The 23634-nt window shown below is 71.7% G+C and carries 19 protein-coding genes, 2 pseudogenes and 1 riboswitch; of the genes and pseudogenes, 18 read left to right on the top strand and 3 right to left on the bottom strand.

What is annotated here, in order from left to right; all coding sequences use genetic code 11:
- Window positions 1-10: 10 nt before the first annotated feature.
- From dxs to ACYVMZ_RS07260, 4 genes are all read left to right on the top strand, one after another.
- A complete protein-coding gene (gene dxs, locus ACYVMZ_RS07275; protein ID WP_461076751.1) occupies window positions 11-1906 on the top strand; it encodes a 1-deoxy-D-xylulose-5-phosphate synthase in 1896 nt (631 codons plus the stop codon).
- A complete protein-coding gene (locus tag ACYVMZ_RS07270) occupies window positions 1903-3309 on the top strand; it encodes an aspartate aminotransferase family protein (protein WP_461076749.1) in 1407 nt (468 codons plus the stop codon). Before dxs ends, ACYVMZ_RS07270 begins: the two co-directional genes overlap by 4 nt.
- A 78-nt stretch (window positions 3310-3387) precedes the next feature.
- Window positions 3388-4020 (top strand): helix-turn-helix domain-containing protein, encoded by a 633-nt coding sequence (locus ACYVMZ_RS07265; RefSeq protein WP_461076747.1) that lies wholly within the window; start codon window positions 3388-3390, stop codon window positions 4018-4020.
- Window positions 4017-4136: a DUF6126 family protein gene (locus tag ACYVMZ_RS07260; protein ID WP_128436791.1), complete on the top strand. Its 120-nt coding sequence runs from the start codon at window positions 4017-4019 to the stop codon at window positions 4134-4136. The genes ACYVMZ_RS07265 and ACYVMZ_RS07260 overlap by 4 nt, the downstream gene beginning before the upstream one ends.
- Before the next feature lie 19 nt (window positions 4137-4155).
- Here ACYVMZ_RS07260 and ACYVMZ_RS07255 read toward each other — a convergent pair whose 3' ends face one another.
- On the bottom strand, window positions 4156-4953 hold the full coding sequence (locus tag ACYVMZ_RS07255) for a tyrosine-protein phosphatase (RefSeq protein WP_461076744.1): 798 nt from the start codon (window positions 4951-4953) through the stop codon (window positions 4156-4158).
- A 170-nt stretch (window positions 4954-5123) separates the two neighbouring features.
- On the opposite strand from ACYVMZ_RS07255, the gene ACYVMZ_RS07250 reads away from it, so the two are divergent.
- The 4 genes and pseudogenes from ACYVMZ_RS07250 to ACYVMZ_RS07235 all read left to right on the top strand — a co-directional run bounded on the left by ACYVMZ_RS07250 (window position 5124) and on the right by ACYVMZ_RS07235 (window position 10485).
- Window positions 5124-7202: an alpha-galactosidase gene (locus ACYVMZ_RS07250; protein WP_461076742.1), complete on the top strand. Its 2079-nt coding sequence runs from the start codon at window positions 5124-5126 to the stop codon at window positions 7200-7202.
- A gap of 349 nt (window positions 7203-7551) precedes the next feature.
- Window positions 7552-7708: riboswitch (cyclic di-AMP (ydaO/yuaA leader) on the top strand.
- A 4-nt stretch (window positions 7709-7712) separates the two neighbouring features.
- Window positions 7713-8660: a M23 family metallopeptidase gene (locus ACYVMZ_RS07245; protein WP_461076740.1), complete on the top strand. Its 948-nt coding sequence runs from the start codon at window positions 7713-7715 to the stop codon at window positions 8658-8660.
- Window positions 8661-8836: 176 nt separating this feature from the next.
- Window positions 8837-9554, top strand: a pseudogene (locus tag ACYVMZ_RS07240) (DUF6250 domain-containing protein).
- Between the two features lie 145 nt (window positions 9555-9699).
- Window positions 9700-10485, top strand: coding sequence for an SGNH/GDSL hydrolase family protein (locus ACYVMZ_RS07235; protein ID WP_461077105.1), 786 nt, complete (start codon window positions 9700-9702; stop codon window positions 10483-10485).
- Between the two features lie 282 nt (window positions 10486-10767).
- On the opposite strand, the gene ACYVMZ_RS07230 is transcribed toward ACYVMZ_RS07235, so the two are convergent.
- Window positions 10768-11388 carry a TetR/AcrR family transcriptional regulator gene (locus ACYVMZ_RS07230; protein WP_461076738.1) on the bottom strand — a complete coding sequence of 207 codons (621 nt, stop codon included), beginning with the start codon at window positions 11386-11388 and terminating at the stop codon, window positions 10768-10770.
- A 123-nt stretch (window positions 11389-11511) separates the two neighbouring features.
- Window positions 11512-11635, bottom strand: a pseudogene (locus tag ACYVMZ_RS07225) (glutamate dehydrogenase); the annotation flags it as partial.
- Window positions 11636-11807: 172 nt separating this feature from the next.
- On the opposite strand from ACYVMZ_RS07225, the gene ACYVMZ_RS07220 reads away from it, so the two are divergent.
- The 10 genes from ACYVMZ_RS07220 (at window position 11808) to ACYVMZ_RS07175 (ending at window position 23621) form a co-directional block, all read left to right on the top strand.
- Entirely contained in the window at window positions 11808-12992 is a 1185-nt protein-coding gene (locus ACYVMZ_RS07220) for an MBL fold metallo-hydrolase (protein ID WP_461076736.1), read from the top strand.
- Window positions 12993-13920: 928 nt separating this feature from the next.
- A complete protein-coding gene (locus ACYVMZ_RS07215; RefSeq protein ID WP_461076734.1) occupies window positions 13921-16581 on the top strand; it encodes a sensor histidine kinase in 2661 nt (886 codons plus the stop codon).
- A 62-nt stretch (window positions 16582-16643) separates the two neighbouring features.
- Window positions 16644-17078, top strand: a complete 435-nt coding sequence (locus ACYVMZ_RS07210; protein WP_461076732.1) for a roadblock/LC7 domain-containing protein — start codon at window positions 16644-16646, stop codon at window positions 17076-17078.
- A gap of 2 nt (window positions 17079-17080) precedes the next feature.
- Complete coding sequence (locus tag ACYVMZ_RS07205; protein ID WP_461076730.1) at window positions 17081-17452, top strand: DUF742 domain-containing protein; 372 nt, start codon at window positions 17081-17083, stop codon at window positions 17450-17452.
- Complete coding sequence (locus ACYVMZ_RS07200; protein ID WP_461076728.1) at window positions 17430-18047, top strand: GTP-binding protein; 618 nt, start codon at window positions 17430-17432, stop codon at window positions 18045-18047. Before ACYVMZ_RS07205 ends, ACYVMZ_RS07200 begins: the two co-directional genes overlap by 23 nt.
- Window positions 18048-18108: 61 nt before the next feature.
- Window positions 18109-18684, top strand: coding sequence for a GAF domain-containing protein (locus tag ACYVMZ_RS07195; RefSeq protein WP_461076726.1), 576 nt, complete (start codon window positions 18109-18111; stop codon window positions 18682-18684).
- A gap of 209 nt (window positions 18685-18893) precedes the next feature.
- Window positions 18894-19922 (top strand): L-threonine 3-dehydrogenase, encoded by a 1029-nt coding sequence (tdh, locus tag ACYVMZ_RS07190; RefSeq protein WP_461076724.1) that lies wholly within the window; start codon window positions 18894-18896, stop codon window positions 19920-19922.
- A gap of 129 nt (window positions 19923-20051) precedes the next feature.
- Entirely contained in the window at window positions 20052-21254 is a 1203-nt protein-coding gene (locus ACYVMZ_RS07185) for a glycine C-acetyltransferase (protein WP_461076722.1), read from the top strand.
- A gap of 26 nt (window positions 21255-21280) precedes the next feature.
- A complete protein-coding gene (locus tag ACYVMZ_RS07180; RefSeq protein WP_461076720.1) occupies window positions 21281-22198 on the top strand; it encodes a LysR family transcriptional regulator in 918 nt (305 codons plus the stop codon).
- A 49-nt stretch (window positions 22199-22247) separates the two neighbouring features.
- Window positions 22248-23621, top strand: a complete 1374-nt coding sequence (locus ACYVMZ_RS07175) for a B12-binding domain-containing radical SAM protein (protein WP_461076718.1) — start codon at window positions 22248-22250, stop codon at window positions 23619-23621.
- The last annotated feature ends 13 nt before the right edge of the window (window positions 23622-23634 follow it).

Raw genomic sequence — 23634 nt, 5'->3', positions numbered from 1 at the left:
GGGCCCGAGCGTGACGATTCTGGAGAGCATCCGGGGACCACGCGACCTGAAGGCGCTGTCCGAGGCGGAACTCGGCGAACTGTCCGGCGAGATCAGGGAGTTCCTGGTGCACGCGGTCGCCAGGACCGGCGGTCATCTCGGGCCCAACCTGGGGGTGGTGGAGCTCACCGTCGCCCTGCACCGGGTCTTCGAGTCACCGGTCGACCGCATCCTGTGGGACACCGGCCACCAGAGCTACGTGCACAAGCTGGTCACGGGCCGTCAGGACTTCTCCAAGCTGCGCGGCAAGGGCGGCCTGTCCGGCTACCCGTCACGCGAGGAGTCCGAGCACGACGTCATCGAGAACAGCCACGCCTCCACCGCGCTGGGCTGGGCCGACGGGCTCGCCAAGGCCCGCCAGGTGCAGGGGGAGAAGGGCCACGTCGTCGCGGTGATCGGCGACGGCGCGCTCACCGGGGGCATGGCCTGGGAGGCGCTGAACAACATCGCCGCCGCCAAGAACCGCCCGCTGATCATCGTCGTCAACGACAACGAACGCTCCTACGCCCCGACCATCGGCGGCCTCGCGAACCACCTCGCGACCCTGCGCACGACCGACAGCTACGAGAGGGTGCTGGCCTGGGGCAAGGAGGTGCTCCAGCGCACGCCCGTCATCGGCAACACCGTCTACGAGGCGCTGCACGGTGCGAAGAAGGGCTTCAAGGACGCCTTCGCCCCGCAGGGCCTGTTCGAGGACCTGGGCCTGAAGTACGTCGGCCCGATCGACGGGCACGACATCGGAGCCGTCGAGTCCGCGCTGCGGCGCGCCAAGCGTTTCCACGGGCCGGTCCTCGTCCACTGCCTCACGGAGAAGGGACGCGGCTACGAACCCGCCCTCGCCCACGAGGAGGACCACTTCCACACCGTCGGCGTGATGGACCCGCTGACCTGCGAGCCGCTCGCGCCGTCCCATGGCCCGTCCTGGACGTCCGTGTTCGGCGACGAGATCGTGAAGATCGGCGAGGAGCGGGAGGACGTGGTGGCGATAACCGCCGCCATGCTGCATCCGGTCGGCCTGGGAAGGTTCGCCGAGCGGTTCCCGGACCGGGTGTGGGACGTCGGCATCGCCGAGCAGCACGCGGCCGTGTCCGCGGCGGGCCTGGCGACGGGCGGCCTGCACCCGGTCGTCGCCGTCTACGCCACCTTCCTCAACCGCGCCTTCGACCAGCTCCTGATGGACGTGGCGCTGCACCGCTGCGGGGTGACCTTCGTGCTGGACCGGGCCGGCGTCACGGGCGTCGACGGCGCCTCCCACAACGGCATGTGGGACATGGCGGTCCTCCAGGTCGTGCCGGGGCTGCGGATCGCCGCGCCGCGCGACGCCGACCAGCTGCGCGCCCAGCTGCGCGAAGCGGTCGCCGTCGACGACGCGCCGACTCTCGTCCGCTTCCCGAAGGAGTCCGTGGGCCCGTCGATTCCGGCGGTGGACCGGGTGGGCGGGCTGGACGTCCTGCACCGGGCGGACGACCCCGAGGTGCTGCTCGTGGCCGTCGGCGTGATGGCGCCCGTCTGCCTCCGGGCCGCCGAGCTGCTGGAGGCCCGCAGGATCGGCTGCACTGTCGTCGACCCCCGCTGGGTCAAGCCCGTCGACCCGGCGCTGCCCCCTCTCGCCGCCGAGCACCGCCTGGTCGCCGTCGTCGAGGACAACAGCCGCGCCGCCGGGGTCGGTTCGGCGGTGGCGCTGGCGCTGGGCGACGCCGACGTCGACGTGCCCGTACGTCGGTTCGGGATCCCGGAGCAGTTCCTCGCGCACGCCAAGCGCGCCGAAGTGCTCGCCGACATCGGCCTCACGCCCGTCGAGGTCGCCGGACGGATCAGCGCGAGTCTGGCCGTCAAGGAAGAGCTGTCCAAGGAGAACCAGGGATGACCACCGCCGAACCCGCAGCCGGGACCGGGGAGTTCGATCTCGGCAGGCTGCTGGCCGAGCGTGGCGGCGAACGCTACGACCTCCACGCCCGGTACCTCAACCACCAGCTGCCGCGCATGCTGCACACCATCGGCTTCGACAAGGTCTACGAGCGTGCCGAGGGCGCCTACTTCTGGGACGCGGACGGCGACGACTACCTGGACATGCTCGCCGGGTTCGGGGTGATGGGGCTGGGCCGCCACCACCCCGTCGTCCGCAAGGCGCTGCACGACGTCCTCGACGCCTCCCTCGCCGACCTCACCCGCTTCGACTGCCAGCCGCTGCCCGGGCTGCTGGCCGAGAAGCTGCTCGCCCACACCCCGCACCTGGACCGGGTGTTCTTCGGCAACAGCGGCACGGAGGCCGTCGAGGGCGCCCTGAAGTTCGCCCGCTACGTCACCGGCAGGCCGCGCATCCTGTATTGCGCGCACGCCTTCCACGGACTGACCACCGGAGCGCTGTCCGTGAACGGCGAGTCCGGCTTCCGGGACGGCTTCGCCCCGCTGCTGCCCGACACGGCCGTGCCCCTCGGCGATCTCGACGCCCTGGAGCGGGAGTTGAGAAAGGGGGACGTCGCCGCCCTGATCGTCGAGCCGATCCAGGGCAAGGGCGTCCACGAGGCCCCGCCCGGCTATCTGCGCGCCGCCCAGGAGCTGCTGCACCAGCACAAGGCGCTGCTCATCGCCGACGAGGTGCAGACGGGACTCGGCCGGACCGGCGACTTCTACGCCTACCAGCACGAGGACGGGGTCGAGCCGGACCTGGTGTGCGTGGCCAAGGCGCTCTCCGGCGGCTATGTGCCGGTGGGGGCCACCCTCGGCAAGGACTGGATCTTCAAGAAGGTCTACTCGTCCATGGACCGGGTCCTCGTCCACTCGGCGAGCTTCGGCGGCAACGCGCAGGCCATGGCGGCGGGTCTCGCGGTGCTGTCGGTGATGGAGAACGAGCAGATCGTCGCGAACGTCCGCGCCACCGGCGAGCAGCTGAAGTCCCGGCTCGCGGCGCTGACCGACAAGTACGAGCTGCTCTCCGAGGTGCGCGGCCGGGGCCTGATGATCGGCATCGAGTTCGGCAGGCCCAGGTCGCTGAAGCTGCGCAGCCGCTGGACCGTGCTGCAGGCCGCCCGCAAGGGACTGTTCGCTCAGATGGTCGTCGTACCGCTGCTGCAGCGGCACCGGATCCTCACCCAGGTCTCCGGCGACCACATGGAGGTGATCAAGCTGATCCCGCCGCTGATCATCGGCGAGCGGGAGGTGGACCGGTTCGTCGACGCCTTCACCGCAGTCATGGACGACGCGCACAACGGCGGGCTGGTGTGGGACTTCGGGAAGACGCTGGTGAAGCAGGCGGTGGCCAACCGCTGACCAGGCGCGCACCCCGCCGCCTTTTGCCTTTCAGGCAATGAATTTGCCGCACAGGCAAGGCTCCGGCTGAATGGAGGCATGAGCTCCTCCGAGACCGGGCCGCCGGTCGAGCCGGGCGATCCGGCCGGTGCCCTGCCCGCCGTCGCGCCCCAGCTGCGCGCCCTGCGCCATCGGGCCTCCCTCACGCTGGAGGCCGCGGCCCGCGCCGCCGGGCTGTCGCCCGCCCACCTCTCCCGCCTGGAGACCGGTCAGCGCCAGCCCTCACTGCCGATGCTGCTCGCGCTCGCCCGCATCTACGGTACGACCGTCTCCGAGCTGCTCGGCGAAACGGTCGCCGACCGGGACGCCGTCGTACGGGCCGCCGCCATGGAGCCCACCGTGGCGGGCGGCTGGACGTACTGGCAGGCCGGCGCACCCGGGCGCGGCATGCAGGCCCTGCGCGTCCACGTGCCGTACGGCTCCCAGGGCGACATCGTGCGCGTGCACCCCGGTGAGGAATGGCTCCATGTCCTCAAGGGGCGGCTGCGGCTGCGCCTCGGGGACGCCACGCACCGGCTCGGCCCGGGCGACAGCGCGCACTTCGACTCGCTGACCCCGCACCGCATCGCAGCCCAGGACCCCGACGGGGTCGAGCTGCTGTTCGTCCACACCCTGCTGCAGAGCCCCACGGCCGCCCTGTGCCTGGGCCCCACCCCTGGAGATACGCCATGAGCGACATGGAAGAGAAGTTCCCCCGCGCCCTGTGGGTGCGGCTGATCATCTACATCGCGGTGGGGCATGTCTTCGCGGCCTTCATCTACCTCTTGTTCGAGGTGGGCGCGAAGTGATCCCCTCGGCTCCCGGGGATCAGTCGAGCAGTCGCTCGCGCAGCCGCTCCCGGGTCTCCGGGGTGACGCCGAGCCCCTTCTCCAGGTAGGTGTCGACGCCGCCCCAGGTCTCCTCGATGGTCTGGAAGGCCGCGTCCAGGTATTCGGCGCGTGCGTCGAAGAGGGGGCTGAGCAGGTCCATGACCTCGTCGGAGTAGGCGGAGGCGGAGCTGCTGCTGCGGTGCACCTTGTAGCGGCGGTGCTTGGCGTTGGACTTCAGGTAGTCGTCGAGGATCGCCTCACGCTCGACGCCCAGGGCGAGCAGGGTCACCGCGACGGACAGGCCCGCGCGGTCCTTGCCGGCCGCGCAGTGCATCAGGGCGGGCACGCTGTCCTCGGCGAGGGCGTGCAGCACCTGGGAATGCTCGGCGGTGCGCTCCTTGATGATCGTGCGGTAGGAGGCGATCATCCGGTTCGCGGCCTTGCCGTCCGAGAGGATCTCGCGCAGCTGGTCGATGTCGCCGTCGCGAACCATCTTCCAGAACTCGGCGCCGTCGGCGGGGTCGGTCAGCGGCAGGTTCACATTGCGCACGCCCGGCAGCTCGACGTCCGGCCCCTCCAGCTTCTGGTCGGCCGCGTTGCGGAAGTCGAAGATGGTGTGCAGGCCCAGGGAGGCGAGGAAGGCGGCGTCCTCCGCGGTCGCGTGCGCGAGGTGGCCACTGCGGAACAGCACCCCGTAGCGCACCCGTCGACCGTCCACGGTCGGAAGTCCGCCCACGTCACGGAAGTTGCGCACTGCGGCCAGCTCGGGCTCGGTCGACGGGACCTGCTGCGTCACGAGGGCTCCCTCCCACTCGGCCCCGCCGACGCGACTCGCCGACGGGCACCACACGACCATACGGCATGCCTGCCAGGGCCAATCAGTTGTCCACAGACGTTGCCCGGACAGCCCGGGCACCCCGATGATGTTGGTGCTTGATCGCACCTGTTCGAATCTGTGAGGGTCTGATGCCGGAGATCTCCGAAGACGGTCGTACGTGGGTCCTGACAGGGCCGACCAGCAGTTACGCCGTGCATCTCACCGACCGCGACGAGCTGGTGCACCTGCACTGGGGCCCCAGGATCGCGCTCGCCGACGCCGAGGCCCTCGCCGTGCGCCCGCTGCCGGACTACTGGCCCTTCGAGTCCCCGCTCGACGGACGCGAGGAGTACCCGGTCGAGGGCGGTCCGCGTTTCACCCGTCCCGCCCTGTCCGTGCGCACCGGCGAGCGGCGCGGTACGGAGTGGACGTACGAGGGTCACGACACGGCTCAGGACGGCGAGCTGCGGCTCCGCTTCCGGGACGGCGGTCTCGCCGTCACGCTGCACTACCGGATGCGTCCCGCCACCGACGTCGTCGAGCGCTGGGTGACCCTGGAGAACCAGGGGCCGGACGTCGAAGTGCTGCGCGCCGACTCCGCCACCTGGACCCTGCCCGACCGTGACGGCTGGCGGCTGTCCCAGCTGCACGGCCGCTGGGGCGCGGAGTCCCGGCTGGTGCGCTCGGAGCTCACCTACGGCGAGAAGGTCATCGGCAGCCGCCGCGGCCACACCGGGCACCAGCACCTGCCGTGGGTCGCCCTCGACACCGACGCGACCGAGGAACGCGGCGAGGTGTACGGCTGCGCCCTCGGCTGGTCGGGGTCCTGGCGGATCGCCGTCGCCCAACTCCCGGACGCGCGCGTGCAGATCACCGGCGGGGCCGGGCACGACGACTCCGGCCTGCTGATGCTGGGGGCTGGGGAGTCGTACACCACCCCCGTCTTCGCGGGCCTGTGGAGCGACGGCGGCTTCGGCGGTGCCAGTCGCGCCTGGCACGCCTACCAGCGGACGTACGTCGTCCCGGACGCGGACCGGGACCGGCCCGTGCTGTTCAACTCCTGGGAGGCCACCGAGTTCGACATCTCCGAGGAGCAGCAGCGGGCGCTCGCCGAGCGGGCCGCCGCGATGGGCGTGGAGCTGTTCGTGGTCGACGACGGCTGGTTCGGGGCGCGCACCAGCGACCGGGCCGGGCTCGGCGACTGGACGCCCAACCCCGACCGTTTCCCGCACGGGCTCAAGCCGCTCGCCGACCACGTGCACGGCCTCGGCATGCAGTTCGGCATCTGGGTCGAGCCGGAGATGGTCAACCCGGACAGCGACCTGTACCGCGCGCACCCGGACTGGGTGCAGTTCCAGCCGGGACGCACGCGGACGGAGCTCCGCAACCAGCTGGTCCTCAACCTCGCCCGCGACGACGTCCAGGACTACCTGTGGGAGCAGCTCGACGGGCTGCTGTCCAGCGCCCCGATCGACTACGTGAAGTGGGACTTCAACCGCTGCTTCACCGACGCCGGCTGGCCGGGCGACCCGTATCCGCAGCGGCTGTGGACCGACCACGTACGGGCCCTGTACGCCCTGCTGGACCGGCTGCGCCAGGCGCACCCGCACGTCGCCTTCGAATCCTGCTCGGGCGGGGGCGGGCGGATCGACCTCGGGGTGCTGAGCCGGACGGACCAGGTGTGGACCTCGGACAACACCGACCCGCTCGACCGGCTCGCCATCCAGCACGGCTTCAGCCAGATCCACCCGGCCCGGGTCATGGCGGCCTGGGTCACCGACAGCCCGAACGTCATGCTCAACGGCCGGGTCAGCTCCCTGCGCTTCCGGTTCGTCAGCGCCATGGCCGGAGTCCTCGGCGTCGGCGGCGACCTGACCAGGTGGACGCAGGAGGAGCTCGCCGAGGCCCGCGAGTGGGTGGAGCTCTACAAGCAGATCCGGCCCGTGGTCCAGCGCGGCGACCTGTACCGGCTGCGTCCTCCGGCGGGCGGGCTCAGCGCGGTGCAGTACGTCCTCGGCGACGAGACCGTCGTGCTGGCCTGGCTGCAGGCGCAGCACTACGGGGAACCGGTCCCGGCGCTCAGGCTGCGCGGCCTCGATGCGGCAGCGTCGTACGAATGCCTCGAAACCGGAGAAATCCATCGAGGCGCTGTGCTGACCCACCACGGGCTGCGGACCGGACTGCGCGGGGACCTCGACGCCACCGTGCTCCGGCTGCGACGCCGGTGACCCGGCTCGGCCACGAATGCCCGGGCGGTTCGTGGCAAGTGGCCGATCTGTCTGAATAGAGCACTTCGGCATAACGTGCCCCGATAGAAAGGGAGATGGGTCGGGGCACGTGAGGAGCGTCATATTCGTGACGATGTGTTGTCGTCATGTTCACGTAATCAACATGCTTTTCAAGGGAGTTTGGGGAAAGCGGGAGATCCGTAATCGACGCAGGGTCACCGGGAATGTCCACAGGAATCTCCTGAGTCGCATTCACGAGCAACCGCAAGCTTGTCCCCACGCGTCTTATTCGCTTACGTTCGCCACCGATCCGGACGGACGCCGAATCCTGCCGCCGCCCGGAGCCCGCACCCACACTGACCCGTGTACGGCAGGAGCGGGGGACCCACAGGTACGACGCCTGTTCCGGTCTCCGGAACAGGCTTGGGGTTAAGTCGCGCCTCGGCGCGGCCGGGCATCTCCAGTCCGCACCCGACAGCTCACCTCGCAGGCGCCGGAGAGGAATTCGCCATGCCCGCGAAGGGTAAGCACCGCCGTCCCAAGACCCAGCGTTTCACTCGTTCCATCGCCGTCGCCGGAACCGGTGGCGCCGCACTCGCCCTTCCGCTGCTGGGGGCCACCGGCGCCTATGCCGCCACCCCGCAGTCGGCTTCCGAAAGGGCCGTCCAGTCCCTTCCGGTGGCCGAGAAGAATGCCGCCGAGAAGAAGAATGCGGACGTGCGCACGTACACCGTGCAGGCCGGCGACTATCTTGCGAAGATCGCCGCCGAGCAGAACGTCAGCGGTGGCTGGAAGAAGCTGTACGCGGACAACCGTGAGGCCGTCGGCGAGGACCCGTCCCTGATCCACCCCGGCCTGAAGCTGACGATCGGCAAGAAGGCGACGACGGGCGCGGACAAGCCGTCCTCCCCGGCCAAGTCCCCGGAGTCCAAGTCCACGGAGTCCAAGGCGTCGGAGTCCAAGGCGTCGGCCCCGAAGAAGGCGGTCGAGAAGTCCTCCGCCGCGAAGACGACGACCGCGGCCCGGGCCGCCGAGGCCACGAGCACCTCCGGCGGTTACACCGCGCCGGTGTCCGCCGGGGTCGGCACCGGCTACAAGGTGGCCGGCAGCATGTGGTCCAGCGGCTACCACACCGGCGTGGACTTCTCCGTCCCGACCGGGACCTCCCTCAAGGCCGTGGGCGCGGGCACGGTCGTCTCCGCCGGCTGGGCCGGCGCGTACGGCAACCAGGTCGTCATCAAGCTCAACGACGGCTACTACGCCCAGTACGCCCACCTGTCCTCGCTCTCCGTGTCGGCCGGCCAGACGGTGACCGCCGGCCAGCAGGTCGGCCTCTCCGGTTCGACCGGCAACTCGACCGGACCGCACCTGCACTTCGAGATCCGCACCACGCCGGACTACGGCTCCGACGTGGACCCGGTCGCCTACCTCCGCTCGCACGGCGTCACCGTCGGCTGACCCACGCGACCACCTGCCTGACACGCCTCCGAAGGCCGGATCCCGATCCCCGGGTCCGGCCTTCGGTGTGCGTGCGGGACGCCAAGGCATCGACATGCGGCGGCAGTTGGGACACAGTGATCTCCTCAGTGGAGCAAGCGCTTTCTGGCGGATGTGATGCGAAGGAGCTGTGTCCTGTGCCGACCACCCGTAGAACGTTCGGAGTCCTGGCCGCCGGTGCCGCCCTGGCGGCTCTCGCCCCGACGGGCACCGCGCACGCGGCGCCCCGCCACCGGCGCCTCCTCGCCCGCGACGACTTCCGTCACGGCCTCGGCCGGTGGGTGACCGAACTCCAGGAGGGCGGGCGTGTCACCGCCTCCCGCGGCGTGCTGGAGATCGACGTGCCGAGCGGGGCGACGGTCTGGTTCACACAGCGGCTGGAGGGGCCGTACGTCCTGGAGTACACCGCCACGCCGGTGTCCGAGGGCGGGGCGAACGACCGCGTCTCGGACCTCAACAACTTCTGGAACGCGACCGACGTCCGCTCCCCGGACGACCTCTTTCGCCACGGCGCGCGGCGGCGCGCTCGCCGAGTACGACCACCTCACGACGTACTACGCCGGGTACGGCGCGAACCACAACACCACGACCAGGCTGCGCCGTTACGTCGGCGAGCCCGGAGTGCGTCCGCTGGTCTTCGACTACACCGAGCCGCTGCTGGTGCCGAACGAGCCGAACCGCGTCCGGATCGTCTCCGACGGGTCGACCGTCCAGTGGTGGAACAACGGGCGGCTCGTCTTCGACTACCGCGACCCGCAGCCGTACACCGGCGGCCACTTTGCCTTCCGGACCGTGTGGAGCCACTTCCGCGTCACCGGGTTCCGGGTGTGGCGGCTTGCCCCTCAACATCCCTGATCGGCGCACTATTCCGGAGCTGGCCAACACTTTGGGAGTGGCTTATCTCACCGCGCGTCAATCCCTTCCTACGGTCGCGTAGGTCACATTCGAGGGTGAATCATGTTCTGCCGTGGCAGACGATTCGAAGAGTGACAGCAGATCAGTGATCGGGTCGTACGTGGCGGTGGGGGACAGCTTCACCGAGGGCGTCGGCGACCCCGGCCCCGACGGGGCGTTCGTCGGCTGGGCCGACCGGTTCGCCGTGCTGCTCGCGGACCGCCGGCCCGAAGGCGACTTCCGGTACACGAACCTCGCCGTGCGCGGCAAGTTGCTCGACCAGATCGTGGCGGACCAGGTCCCCAGGGCCGTCGAACTCGCCCCGGACCTGGTCTCGTTCTGCGCGGGCGGCAACGACATCATCCGGCCCGGCGGCGACCCGGACGACGTGGCCGAGCGGTTCGAGCGGGCGGTGGCCGCGCTGACCGCCGCGGCCGGCACCGTCATGGTGGCGACCGGCTTCGACACCCGGGACGTGCCCGTGCTCAAGCACCTGCGCGGCAAGATCGCCACGTACAACGGCCACGTACGGGCCATCGCCGACCGGTACGGCTGCCCGGTGCTCGACCTGTGGTCCCTGAAGAGCGTCCGGGACCGCAGGGCCTGGGACGCCGACCGGCTGCACCTGTCGCCCGAGGGGCACACGCGCGTGGCGCTGCGCGCGGGCCAGGCCCTCGGCCTGAAGGTGCCGGCCGACCCGGAGCAGCCCTGGCCGCCCCTGCCGCCGCGCGGCACCTTCGAGATCCGGCGGGACGACGTCCACTGGGCGCGCGAGTACCTGGTCCCGTGGATCGGGCGCCGGCTGCGCGGGGAGTCGTCGGGCGACCACGTGACGGCCAAGGGAACCCTGTCGCCGGACGACATCAAGATGCGGATCGCCTCGGTGGCCTGAGCACCCTCGGGCGCGGGCGGCGCCGTCGCGGTGCGGTCGGGCGTGGGTGCGGCGATTCGGCGGGTGCTGCTCGCACGGGGACGGCCGGCGTGGCTCGCACTCGGGCGGGAGTCCGTCGTCGGGCGGTGCTCAGGTCTTGCTGTTCAGGCCGAGTTCGTGGGCCGGTGCTTCGTCCGCCCGTGCCTGGGCGCGTGTCGTCGTGGTGTGGTCGGGTGTGGGTGGGGCGATCTGGTGGGTGCTGCTTGTACGGGCGGTTGGTGTGGCCCGCGCCTGGGCGGGAGTTCAGCGTCGGGCGGCCGTCAAGGCTTCCCGGCCCAGGCCGAGTTCGCGGGCCAGGGCCTCGTCCACCCATGCCTGGGCTCGTGCCCGCGGCACGGCACCGGCGTATGAGGTCAGCTGGACGGCGAGCCCGTCGAGCAGGGCGGTCAGGCGCAGGGCCGCGCCCGTGGGGTCCGGGCAGTGGAACTCGCCCGCGGCCACGCCCTCCGCGATGACCTCCGCGAGCGCGGCCTTCCACTGCTTGTCCAGATCGCGCGTTACCTCCTGGAGCGCCGGGTCGCGCAGCGCCGCCGCCCAGCCCTCGATCCACAGCCGCCAGCCCTTGGCCTGGCCCGTGGGGGCGTACCACCGTACGGCCGACCGCAGCCGCCGCAGCGCCGACGTACGGCGGCCGAGCAGCCTGCGCAGATGCGCCAGGTCGTCCTCGGCCGCGTGCCGGAACGCGGAGGCGACCAGCTGCTCCTTCGTCGAGAAGTGATAGAGCACCAGCGCGTTGGACACGCCGAGCGCCGAAGCCACGTCGGCGATCCTGACCGCCGCCACGCCCCGTGCCTCGATCTGCTCGATGGCGGCCCGCAGCAGTTCCTGGCGCCGCTCCGCCACGCTCAACCGGACTCTCGCCACGCCGTCACCCTACACAGCAGTAGGGAACCTCCTGGCAGGGCGATTCGGCCGATCCCGAGCTGTTGTTCCGCGCCCTTGATCCCGCAGACAGCGCACCGGCAGCGCAGCCCGTACGCCTACGGATTCCCGGGGATCGCCGTCGATGCCGCCCTTGGCGCCGCCCAGCGGGACGTACCGGCCGCGCCAGGAAGCCCTGGCGACCGGTGAGGTGGTCGGTCCAGGTGAGCTGCGACAAGGGACTGGTCACGACGGCTCCTGCTGAATCGCGGGTCAGTACCGGAAGCGGTGCGACGCACGGTCAACGTCCTGACCGATCTTCGGTGGTGGGGTCTGTGATGCCCACCGTGACCAGGGCGGCCCGGCGCTGTCGGAGGGGCCGACCATAATGGGATGCCTGACCGACTCCACCTGGAGGTACCGTGGCCGGCTACCGTTCCCTGAGCTCCGGGCTCCGCGCACTGCGGCCCGCGGCCTTCGGCGTGGACCCGAGCGGGGAGCGCATGGCGCGGATCCGCAGATCGCCCCACTTCAAGGACGGCGTCTTCCAGAACCCCGGGGGCACCGCACGGACCCGCCCCTCGGGTTCCACACGCGACTTCGCGAAGCTCTACTTCGACAAGGACGCCCGGACCCGCCGCACCCCGCAGGGCACGCCGCCGGTGCACGCCACCACACTCGCCGACCTCGCCAAGCCCCCGGTGAGCGGACTGCGGCTGACGTGGATGGGGCACTCCAGCGTGCTCGCGGAGATCGACGGACAGCGCGTCCTGTTCGACCCCGTGTGGGGCCGGCGCTGCTCCCCGTTCCCCTTCGCCGGTCCCGGGCGGCTGCATCCGGTGCCGGTGCCGCTGGCCGCGCTCGGCCCCGTCGACGTCGTCGTCATCTCGCACGACCACTACGACCACCTGGACATGCCCACCATCAAGGCGCTGGCCGGCACGGACACGGTGTTCGCCGTGCCGCTCGGCGTCGGCGCCCACCTCGAGCACTGGGGCGTGTCCGCCGACCGGCTGCGCGAACTGGACTGGCACGAGGACACGAAGCTCGGGGGACTGACCCTCACCGCCACCCCGGCCCGCCACTTCTGCGGCCGGGGCCTGCGCAACACCCAGCACACCCTGTGGGCCTCCTGGGTCGTCGCCGGAGCCGAGCACCGGATCTACCACAGCGGCGACACCGGCTACTTCGAGGGCTTCGAGGACATCGGCGCCGAGCACGGCCCGTTCGACGCCACGATGATCCAGATCGGCGCGTACTCCGAGTTCTGGCCCGACATCCACATGACCCCCGACGAAGGAATACGGGCGCAGCTTGATCTGCAGCAGGGCCGACCGCACGGCGTCCTGCTCCCGATCCACTGGGGCACGTTCAACCTGGCCCCGCATCCCTGGCACGAGCCCGCCGAGCGGACCCTGTACGCCGGCCACGAGGCAGGGCAGGCGGTGGCGACGCCGGTCCCCGGGGAACCGTTCGAGCCGGCACATCTCCCTCCCGCACGCCCCTGGTGGCGTGAGGTGACCCGGGCTCCTGCCGAGGGGTGGGCGGCCTGGCCGGTGGCGGCCGAGACGGTCGCGAAGGACGCCGACCTCGTCGGCGAGTCGTGACGGGAACGCGATCCCGTTCAGGGCGGCCGGGGTGTGATCGCCGGGCTCGTCCGTTCGTCCCGCTCGTCCGCTCCCTTCCGCTCGTCTTGCTTGTCCGCTCCCTCCCGCTCGTCCGCTCGACAGGTCCGGGCAGGGTTCGCGGGCGGGTCGTGCGGGCGGTTGTCGTCCGACGGCCGTGGTGGCGTGGGGTGGCGCTCATCCGGGGCCACGATCAGGGCCAGGGGCGACGCGGAGTCATGGCCTAGGCCGACACGCTCAGTGACATTTCGGCGGTGCGGTCGGACGGGTGGGAGGCGCTTGGGCGTTCCCGGAGGACTGGCCGTCGGCGGGGGACGCGCATGGTGTGAGGCCCGGGGAGCGAAGGGCTCCCCGGGTCTTGCTGTTTCTCCGTGACCGCTTCTGACCAGGTCAGATCGAACTCTTTCCCTTCCGGGGTGGGCACCCCGGAGGCTTATCGGTCTGTCGTGCGAAGCCTCATACCAGAGCGGGACGCTCACCGTATGAGTTTGTCAACTGCCCACCGCACATGATGCGGTGACGACTACTGTGAGTGTCCGTCGGGCGACGCAGGGCCGGATTCCGGATGGGCCGCGCCGCGGTGTCGCCTGGATCAGGCAGGTCAGGGGAGCGGGGTCTGTAGGTGCAGGCGCAAGGCGGACGAGGTGGTCGACGCGACGGGGATCCCCGTCGTCCGAGCCCGGACGAGGGCTCGGAGTGGGCGGCTGCCGCCGATGCGGGCGAGCCGTCCGCCGCCGATTCGGGTCGGCCGGTGGGCGGTGGGCGCCCCGGCGCGGGACACGCGCGGCACGCCCGCGGCCGCCAGGCCGGCCATGCACCCCGTACGGCGCGCACCCGGGCCCGCGAGCCCGGTCGCACTCCCACGAGCCCCCCTGGCACCCCGGCCCGACGGACCAGCACGAGGACACCGATGTCTCACCTCCGCGCCCCGGCCGCCCGCGCAGACCGCCGTGAGGGCGGGCGGCACGGGCGGCCGGTCGCCCGCACCGCGCCCGCACTGCCCGAGACTCACATACAGCCCCAACTGCTGCGTCTCGCCGTGCTGCCGCCCATCGCCGTGGCCCTCAGTGCCTGTGCGGCCGTCCTGTTCACCGTCCGCTCCACCGGAGCGCGACCGGGCCTCACCCTGTGGGCCGTGCTCGGCGGCGCGGTCTCGGTGACCCTCGCCGGCATCGTCATCGCCGCTGTGGCTGCCAACCGCGCGGCCCGGTCCGTGCACGACCGCATCAGCGCCCTGCGCCGCAGCACCGCCCGCCGCGAGGCCGACCTGCGCGCCCTGGTCGAGGCGCTGCGCCGCGGCGACGGCCCACCCGAGCGCCGGCCGCTCAGCGCTCCCCCCGAGGACGCCGACGACTTCGAACCGCTCGCCGCCGACCTGGCCCGCGCCCACGACGGCGCCGTCACCGCCGTCGTCCAGGCCTCCCAGCTCTCCAGCCAGGCGGGCAGCGAGCAGAAGCTCGAGGTGTTCGTCAACCTCGCCCGGCGCCTGCAGTCCCTGGTGCACCGCGAGATCTCCATCCTCGACGAGCTGGAGAACGAGATGGAGGACCCCGACCTGCTCAAGGGGCTCTTCCACGTCGACCACCTCGCCACCCGGATCCGCCGGCACGCCGAGAACCTCGCCGTGCTCGGCGGGGCCGTGTCCCGGCGGCAGTGGAGCAACCCGGTCTCCATGACCGAGGTGCTGCGGTCGGCCATCGCGGAGGTCGAGCAGTACTCGCGGGTCAAGCTGGTGCCGCCGATCGACGGCACCCTGCGCGGCCACGCCGTCGCCGACGTCATCCACCTGCTGGCCGAACTCGTCGAGAACGCCACGGTGTTCTCCGCCCCGCACACCCAGGTGCTGCTGCGGGCCAACCTCGTCACCTCCGGGCTCGCCGTCGAGGTCGAGGACCGCGGACTCGGCATGCCCGTCGAGGAGCAGCAGCGGATGAACGCCCTCCTCGCCGACCCGGACCAGGTGAACGTCGCCCGGCTCCTCGCCGACGGCCGCATCGGGCTGTTCGTGGTCTCGCAGCTCGCCCGGCGGCACGGCATCACCGTCCGGCTGCAGACCAACATCTACGGCGGGGTGCAGGCGGTGCTCGTCGTGCCGCAGGCACTGCTGGGGGCTGCGCCGGGCGCCTCCGGAGTGGGGGAGCAGGCACAGGCACCGGGTGGTGCGGGTGCGGGTTCCGGTGCCGGAGCGGGTGGGGGTACGGGTGCCGGTGCGGACCGGCCGGTCGTAGCGTCACAGCGGGCGCGGCCCGGGTCCGGGCAGGGTGCCTCGGCTACGCACACGGGCTCTCCGGCACCGGGCGATTCCTTTGTGCCGGGGGCTTCGTCCGGGGCAGGGGTGTCGTCTGCGCCGAGTTCGTCGTCCGCGCGGGGGTCCTTGCCCGGGTCCGGGGCCGTGATCGCGTCCGCGCCGGTGGCCGGGGCCGCACCGGGCGACTCGTCCGGTTCCCTGTCCCACCTCGGCGCGTCGGATGCGCCATCGGCACCTCACGGCGAAGCGCGGCGGCAGCCGCAGCCCGCCGCACCGGCCGCGGGGTGGACCGGCGGCGGACCGCCGCCGTTGCCCGTGCGTGGCGCGCGGGAGGAGCGCCCCAACCCGGCCGAGGCCGCGCCCGGCATCAAGCCCGACGACCGGCGGATCCTCGCCGAGAACGTGACCGCGCCGCCCACCCCGCGCAGCGGAGCGGTGCGCGGCACCATGGGCAAACCCCAACTGCCCCGCCGCCGCGCCCAGGAGCACATCGCACCGCAGCTGCGCGGCGGCCCGGCCCCGCGCCAGGACACCGAGTACCTCGCCGGCCACGACCCCGGCCTGATGGCGGCCTTCCAGCGCGGCATCGGGCTCGCCGAAGCCCAACAGCACATGGAAGCGGGGCACAGGGAGCCCGGCCACATGGCGGCGGGGCATATGGACTCCGGCCATACCGACTCCGGTCTCATGGAGTCCGGCTACACAGACTCCGGGTACACCAACTCCGGCAACTCGGACTCGGGCCACATGGACTCCAGCCACATGTACTCCAGCGACATGAACTCCAGGCACATGGAGCCCGGTCATCTGGGCGCAAAGCCAGCGCAGTCCACGCACCGGCAGTCAACACTCAGCGAGCCGACCAGCACGGACCTGACCAGCACGCAGCCGACCAGCAGGGAGCCGGACCGCACGACGTCGACCCACCGGATGCCGATCCCCATGGAGCCCGTCCCCATGGACCCTGCCCCCAGGCAGCCCGTCCCCATGGAGCCCACCCACAGCGAGTCGGCCCACATGGCCCCGGTCCACCGGGAGTCGGCCCATCCGAACCCGGCCCACAGCGAGTCGGCCCACATGGCCCCGGCACCCACAGATCCAACGCCGCGCACCATCCGGCCCCCCATGGACGCGTCCTCCACCCTCACCCCGCCCTCCATGGGCGTACGCCCCATGGACCTGGCCCCCACAACCGAGGCGCGTTCCGCGCACGCGCCCGCCTCCTCCGAGGCGCGCGGCGCGCGTGATGGCGTGCCCCTGTCCCGCCCCGACCAGACCTTCGACCAGACCGCCCGGCACGACGGGAGCGCACCCGCCGGATGACGACCCCCCTTCCCACCCCCAGCGCTCCCGCAGACCTTCGTACCTCAAGGAGTCGATCCACCATGGCGAGCGAAGCGCCGACCGCCCAGGTATCCGATCTCGACTGGCTGATGAGCGGCCTCGTGCAGCGGGTTCCGCACACGACCGCCGCGGTGCTCCTGTCCTGCGACGGGCTGGTGAAGTCCGTGCACGGCCTGGACCCGGACAGCGCCGACCACATGGCCGCCCTGGCCTCCGGCCTGTACTCCCTCGGCCGCAGCGCCGGTGTCCGGTTCGGCGACGGCGGCGACGTACGGCAGGTCGTCGTCGAACTGGACTCGACCCTGCTGTTCGTGACCACCGCCGGCTCCGGCACCTGCCTCGCCGTGCTCGCCGGCCGGGAGGCCGACGCGGCGGTCCTCGGCTACGAGATGGCGATGCTGGTCAAGAGCGTCCGTCCCTACCTGGTGACCGCCCCCCGCCAGCACACCGTCGATTCCCGGGCGATGAGGCCTTGAGCGTGGCGGCGGCCGGTGACGGGCCCTGGCTCGACGACGCGGCCGGTCGGCTGGTGCGCCCCTTCACCGTCAGCAACGGCCGCACCCGTCCCACCGTCGCGCTCGACCTCATGTCGCAGGTGATGGCCACCGGGGCGACCCCCCTCGGCTACCTCGGCCCCGAGCACGCGCAGGCGCTCGACCTGTGCCGCGCGCCCGTCCCGGTCGCCGAGGTCGCCGCCCATCTGAAGCTGCCGGTGGCCGTCACCAAGGTGCTGCTGGCGGACCTCGTCGACTGCGGGGCGCTCACCACCAAGCCCCCCGTGTTCCACCACAACCCGACGGACCGGGCCCTTCTGGAGGCAGTGCTCGATGGACTACGACGACAGCTCTGACTACGACGACGGCACCGACCCCTTTCCCACCGCGCTGAAGATCCTCGTGGCGGGCGGGTTCGGCGTGGGCAAGACCACCTTCGTCGGCGCGGTCAGCGAGATCGCCCCGCTCAGCACGGAGGAGCTGCTCACCACGGTCAGCGCCGCGACCGACAACCTCGACGGGATCGAGAACAAGCTTGAGACGACCGTGGCCATGGACTTCGGCCGCATCACCCTCAGCCCGGAACACGTGCTGTACCTGTTCGGCACGCCCGGCCAGGAGCGGTTCTGGTTCATGTGGGACGAGCTGTGCGAGGGCGCGCTCGGCGCGGTCATCCTCGCCGACACCCGCCGCCTGGAGGAGTGCTTCGCGGCCGTCGACTTCTTCGAGCAGCGCGGCCTCGCCTTCATCGTCGCGGTCAACGAGTTCGACGGCGCCTACCGCTACGACCCCGAGGAGGTGCGCGCCGCTCTCGACCTGTCCGCCGAGATCCCCGTCGTGTGCTGCGACGCCCGGATCTCCAGCTCCGGCGTCCAGACCCTGGCCACGCTCGTACGCCACCTGATCGCCCACGCACCGGCCCCCGCCACGGGGTACGGCGCCCACATGTGACCCCCGCACACCTCGTCACGGAGCCGCATATGACGTACGCCCACAGCACGGGAGCCCGCCCATGAGCTACGACCCGCCGCGCCCGGCCGGTCGTCTGCTGCTGACACCTGAGGACAAAGAGGCTCCCGCCCGTACCCGGCGACTGCGGGCGCTCGGCCTGGGGGAGCGCCCGGAGCCCGGGCTCGACGCCTTCGCGGGCCGCCTCGCCGACCACACCGGGGCGCCGTACGCCATGGTCAACTTCCTCGACGAGAACGGGCAGTTCTTCGCCGGCCTGCACACCCCCCTCATCGCCCCGGTCGTGCGCAGCGACGGCACCGGCGCCCTGCTGGGCCGCGCCCTGCCCCGCGACCACGGCTTCTGCCCCCATGTGGTGGTCCGCCGCAAGGCCCTGGTGCTGGAGGACGTCCGCGACTATCCGCGGTTCGCGGGCAACCCGGTCGTCGACGAGTTCGGTATCCGCTCCTACCTGGGCGCTCCCCTCATCGACAGCACCGGCATGGTGCTGGGCACCGTGTGCGTCGCCGACATTCAGCCCCGGCCCTGGGGGAAGGCGGGCCTGGCGATCATCAAGGAGCAGGCCGCGGACCTCGTCCTGCGGCTGGAGTTCCGGGAGGGCGACGGGCTGCCGCACTGACCGGCGGCCGGTGCTCCCAGAGATCCTCCGGCCCGGCGATCTTTCCACACAGGTCAGGCGTGAAGGAAAGCTGTGGCCGCGCTTAAGAAAACCTCGATGGACCGGTGAGGGCGCCGTACGGCAGATTGCTGTGCGATTCCACTCCTCCTCCCGGCCCAGGGCTCCTTCGGCATGCCCGGAGCCGGGACTCACCCACAGGAGCCGTAGCGTTGAAGGCGCTGGTCAAGGAGAAGGCGGAGCCCGGGCTCCGGCTCGCGGACGTCCCGGAGCCCGCCGTCGGACCCGGCGACGTACTGATCAAGGTGCTGCGCACCGGGATCTGCGGCACCGATCTGCACATCCGGGCCTGGGACGGCTGGGCGCAGCAGGCGATCCGCACCCCGCTGGTCGTCGGGCACGAGTTCGTCGGTGAGGTCGTCGAGACGGGACGGGACGTCACCGACATCAGCGTCGGCGACCGGGTCAGCGGCGAGGGCCACCTGGTGTGCGGCAAGTGCCGCAACTGCCTGGCCGGCCGGCGGCACCTGTGCCGGGCCACCGTCGGGCTCGGCGTCGGCCGGGACGGGGCGTTCGCCGAGTACGTCGCCCTGCCTGCCGCCAACGTCTGGGTGCACCGCGTGCCCGTCGACCTCGATGTCGCCGCGATCTTCGACCCGTTCGGCAACGCCGTGCACACCGCCCTGTCCTTCCCGCTGGTCGGCGAGGACGTCCTGATCACCGGTGCCGGCCCGATCGGCCTGATGGCCGCCGCCGTGGCCCGGCACGCCGGCGCCCGCAACGTCGTCATCACCGACGTCAGCGAGGAACGGCTGGAGCTGGCCCGCAAGATCGGCGTGAGCCTCGCGCTCGACGTCTCCGGCGCGTCCATCGCCGACGGCCAGCGCCGACTCGGCCTGCGCGAGGGCTTCGACATCGGCCTGGAGATGTCCGGCCGCCCCGAGGCGTTGCGTGACATGATCGCCAACATGACGCACGGCGGCCGGATCGCGATGCTCGGCCTGCCGGCGCAGGAGTTCCCGGTCGACTGGGCCCGGATCGTCACCTCGATGATCACCCTCAAGGGCATCTACGGCCGGGAGATGTTCGAGACCTGGTACGCGATGTCGGTCCTGCTGGAGGGCGGCCTGGACCTCGCACCCGTGATCACCGGCCGGTACGGCTACCGCGACTTCGAGGCGGCGTTCGACGACGCGGCGAGCGGCCGCGGCGGCAAGGTCATCCTCGACTGGACCGCGTAACCCGTACAGCTCGCAAGCCGCGAAGCGCGTAACCCGGGAAGCGTGTAACCGCGAAGCACCAACCCGCGAAGCGCGTAGCCCTGGAGCACCCAACTCCCTTCCTCCGCAAGCATCTCAGGAGCTTCCCTCATGTTCGACTCCGTGCGCGACGACCTGCGCGCCACCCTCGACGAGATCCGCGCCGCCGGTCTGCACAAGCCCGAGCGCGTCATCGGCACCCCGCAGTCCGCGACCGTGAACGTCACCGCGGGCGGCCGCCCCGGTGAGGTCCTCAACTTCTGCGCCAACAACTACCTCGGCCTCGCCGACCATCCCGAGGTCGTCGCCGCCGCCCACGCGGCCCTGGACCGCTGGGGCTACGGCATGGCGTCCGTGCGCTTCATCTGCGGCACGCAGGAGGTGCACAAAGAGCTGGAGGCGCGCCTGTCGGCGTTCCTCGGCCAGGAGGACACGATCCTGTACTCCTCCTGCTTCGACGCCAACGGCGGTGTCTTCGAGACCCTGCTCGGCCCGGAGGACGCGGTGATCTCCGACGCGCTGAACCACGCGTCGATCATCGACGGCATCCGCCTGTCCAAGGCACGCCGCTTCCGCTACGCCAACCGTGATCTGGCCGATCTGGAACGGCAGTTGAAGGACGCGTCCGACGCACGGCGCCGACTGATCGTCACCGACGGCGTCTTCTCCATGGACGGCTATGTGGCCCCGCTCCGCGAGATCTGCGACCTCGCCGACCGCTACGACGCGATGGTCATGGTCGACGACTCGCACGCCGTCGGCTTCGTCGGCCCCGGCGGGCGCGGCACGCCCGAACTGCACGGCGTCATGGACCGCGTCGACATCGTCACCGGCACCCTCGGCAAGGCCCTCGGCGGCGCCTCCGGCGGCTATGTCGCCGCCCGCGCCGAGATCGTCGCCCTGCTGCGCCAGCGGTCCCGGCCGTACCTCTTCTCGAACACGCTCGCCCCGGTGATCGCGGCGGCCTCGCTGAAGGTGCTCGACCTGCTGGAGTCGGCGGACGACCTGCGGGTCCGGCTCACCGAGAACACGGCGCTGTTCCGCCGCCGGATGACCGACGAGGGCTTCGACATCCTCCCCGGCGACCACCCCATCGCGCCCGTGATGATCGGCGACGCGGCGAAGGCGGGCCGGATGGCGGAGCTGCTGCTGGAGCGGGGCGTGTACGTGATCGGCTTCTCGTACCCGGTCGTGCCGCAGGGGCAGGCCCGGATCCGCGTGCAGCTGTCCGCCGCGCACTCGACGGCGGACGTGAACCGGGCGGTCGACGCCTTCGCGGCGGCCCGGGCCGAGCTGGACGCCGAGCAGGCCTGAGGGACGTATTTGAGACAATCGATCTCATGATCGAAGCGCGGCGGCTGCACATCCTCCGTGCGGTGGCCGACCACCGCACGGTGACGGCGGCTGCCGCCGCGCTGTATCTGACCCCCTCCGCCGTGTCCCAGCAGCTCGCCGCGCTGGAGCAGGAGACGGGCCACCGGCTGGTGGAGCGCGGTGCGAAGGGCGTACGGCTGACCCCGGCCGGCGAGATCCTGCTCAGCCACACCAACGCCGTCCTCGCCCAGCTGGAGCGGGCCGAGGCCGAGCTCGCCGCGTACGGCTCGGGCGCCGCCGGCACGGTCACGGTCGCCTCCTTCGCCACCGGCATCGCCCTGGTGGTCGCGCCCGCGGTGGCCCGGCTCGCCGAGACCTCGCCCGGCATCCGCATCCGCGTCCAGGACGCCGAGGGCGACGCCAGCCTGCCGATGGTGCTGGACCGGCAGGTCGATGTCGCCGTGGCCGTCGAGTACCGCGGGGCCCCGCCCGCCGACGACCCGCGGCTGAGCCACGTACCGCTGTACGCCGAGCCCTTCGACGCGGTCGTCCCCGTCAGCCACCGCCTGGCCGGGGCCGCCGAGGTGCCGCTCGCGGAGCTGGCCAAGGACCCGTGGATCGGGCCGTACCCCGGCAACCCCTGCCATGACGTGGTGGTCCTGGCCTGCGAGACCGCCGGTTTCCAGCCACGTCTGGAACACTCCTCGGACGACTTCCGTGCGGTCGTCGCGCTCGCCTCGGCCGACGCGGGCGTGGCCCTCGTACCGCGCTCGGCGCTGCGCGGCATGGACCTGTCCGGCGTGGTGGTCCGTCCGGTCGACGGCGTGGCGCCGACCCGCCGGGTGTTCGCCGCCGTACGCCGGGGAGCCGAGGGGCATCCGCTGATCCGGCCGGTGCTGGACGCGCTCGGCGAGGCCGCCCGGCGCCAGGACGCCCAGGCGTAGGCCGCGAGGGGCGGGAACCGGCCACGGGTCGCCCGCAGTCTCGATCTGCATGCGCGTGACGATGATCCTCCCGGCCCTCACCGAGGCGACCAGCCCGCTGTTCCGGCCCATCAAGTACTCGCTGTTCCCGCCCCTGGGCCTGGCCACCCTGGCCGGCTACCTCGATCCCGACGACGAGGTCACCCTCCACGACGAACACGTGGAGCGGCTCGACCTGGAGGCCCTCGGCACCCCCGACCTGGTGGTGATCCAGCCGTACATCACCTCGGCCCGGCGCAGCTACGAGATAGCCGACCACTTCCGCGCCCGGGGCGTGCACGTCGCCCTGGGCGGCCTGCACGTCACCTCGCTCCCCGAGGAGGCCGCGGCCCACGCCGACACGATCTTCACGGGTCCCGGCGAGGACACCTGGCCGCTGTTCCTCAAGGAGTTCCGCGACGGCGTCCCCGCCCGCCGCTACGACTCGGCCCTGCGGACTCTCGCGGGACTGCCGCCGGTCCGCCGCGACCTGATCAAGCGTCACCTGTACCTGGTCCCCAACTCGATCGTGGTTTCGCGGGGTTGCCCGCACCACTGCGACTTCTGCTACAAGGACGCCTTCTTCGAGGGCGGCAAGTCCTTCTACACCCAGGCCGTCGACGACGCCCTGGCCGAGATCGACCGCCTGCCCGGACGCCATCTCTACTTCCTCGACGACCACCTGTTCGGCAACCGGCGCTTCGCGCGGGCCCTGTTCGACGGCATGAAGGGCATGGGCCGGCTGTGGCAGGCGGCGGGCACCGTCAACTCCGTCCTGGCCCCAGATCTGTTGGAGCGGGCCGTGGAGGCGGGTCTGCGCAGCCTGTTCGTCGGCTTCGAGACCGTCAACGACGCCAACCTCGCCGAACGCCGCAAGAACCAGAACATCGGCACCGACTACGCGGCGGCCGTACGGCGCCTGCACGACGCCGGGGTCATGGTCAACGCCAGCTTCGTCTTCGGCCTCGACCAGGACGGCCCCGACGTCTTCGACCGCACCGTGGAGTGGGCGATCGGCCAGGGCGTGGAGACGGCGACCTTCCACATCATGACGCCGTACCCGGCGACCGGACTGTGGAAGCAACTGGAGTCCGAGGGCCGCATCCTGCACCGCGACTGGGACCTGTACGACACCCGCCATGTCGTCTACGAGCCGAAGGGGATGACGGCACGTCAGCTCCAGGACGGCTACTGGCGGGCGTACCGCGACTTCTACCGCTGGTCCAGCATCTGGCGGGGCTCGGCGGCCCAGCCGGGCCCGCACGAACGGCTGCGGCACCTCGCGTACGCCGGCGGCTGGAAGAAGTTCGAGCCCGCGTGGGACCTGCTGATCCGCTCCAAGCGGGTGGTGCGGGCACTGCCGGCGCTGGAGCGGACGCTGGCGGCCTTCGGCGGACGGGACTGACGACGTGGTTCCC

Source organism: Streptomyces deserti (assembly GCF_054782695.1).
This window is presented reverse-complemented; position numbering and strand designations above follow the sequence as displayed.

Coding starts and splice junctions, on each gene's coding strand:
- ACYVMZ_RS07270 (WP_461076749.1), top strand. CDS start 1,903: ATGACCACCGCCGAACCCGCAGCCGGGACCGGGGAGTTCGATCTCGGC.
- ACYVMZ_RS07265 (WP_461076747.1), top strand. CDS start 3,388: ATGAGCTCCTCCGAGACCGGGCCGCCGGTCGAGCCGGGCGATCCGGCC.
- ACYVMZ_RS07260 (WP_128436791.1), top strand. CDS start 4,017: ATGAGCGACATGGAAGAGAAGTTCCCCCGCGCCCTGTGGGTGCGGCTG.
- ACYVMZ_RS07250 (WP_461076742.1), top strand. CDS start 5,124: ATGCCGGAGATCTCCGAAGACGGTCGTACGTGGGTCCTGACAGGGCCG.
- ACYVMZ_RS07245 (WP_461076740.1), top strand. CDS start 7,713: ATGCCCGCGAAGGGTAAGCACCGCCGTCCCAAGACCCAGCGTTTCACT.
- ACYVMZ_RS07215 (WP_461076734.1), top strand. CDS start 13,921: ATGTCTCACCTCCGCGCCCCGGCCGCCCGCGCAGACCGCCGTGAGGGC.
- ACYVMZ_RS07210 (WP_461076732.1), top strand. CDS start 16,644: ATGGCGAGCGAAGCGCCGACCGCCCAGGTATCCGATCTCGACTGGCTG.
- ACYVMZ_RS07200 (WP_461076728.1), top strand. CDS start 17,430: ATGGACTACGACGACAGCTCTGACTACGACGACGGCACCGACCCCTTT.
- ACYVMZ_RS07195 (WP_461076726.1), top strand. CDS start 18,109: ATGAGCTACGACCCGCCGCGCCCGGCCGGTCGTCTGCTGCTGACACCT.
- ACYVMZ_RS07185 (WP_461076722.1), top strand. CDS start 20,052: ATGTTCGACTCCGTGCGCGACGACCTGCGCGCCACCCTCGACGAGATC.
- ACYVMZ_RS07180 (WP_461076720.1), top strand. CDS start 21,281: ATGATCGAAGCGCGGCGGCTGCACATCCTCCGTGCGGTGGCCGACCAC.
- ACYVMZ_RS07175 (WP_461076718.1), top strand. CDS start 22,248: ATGCGCGTGACGATGATCCTCCCGGCCCTCACCGAGGCGACCAGCCCG.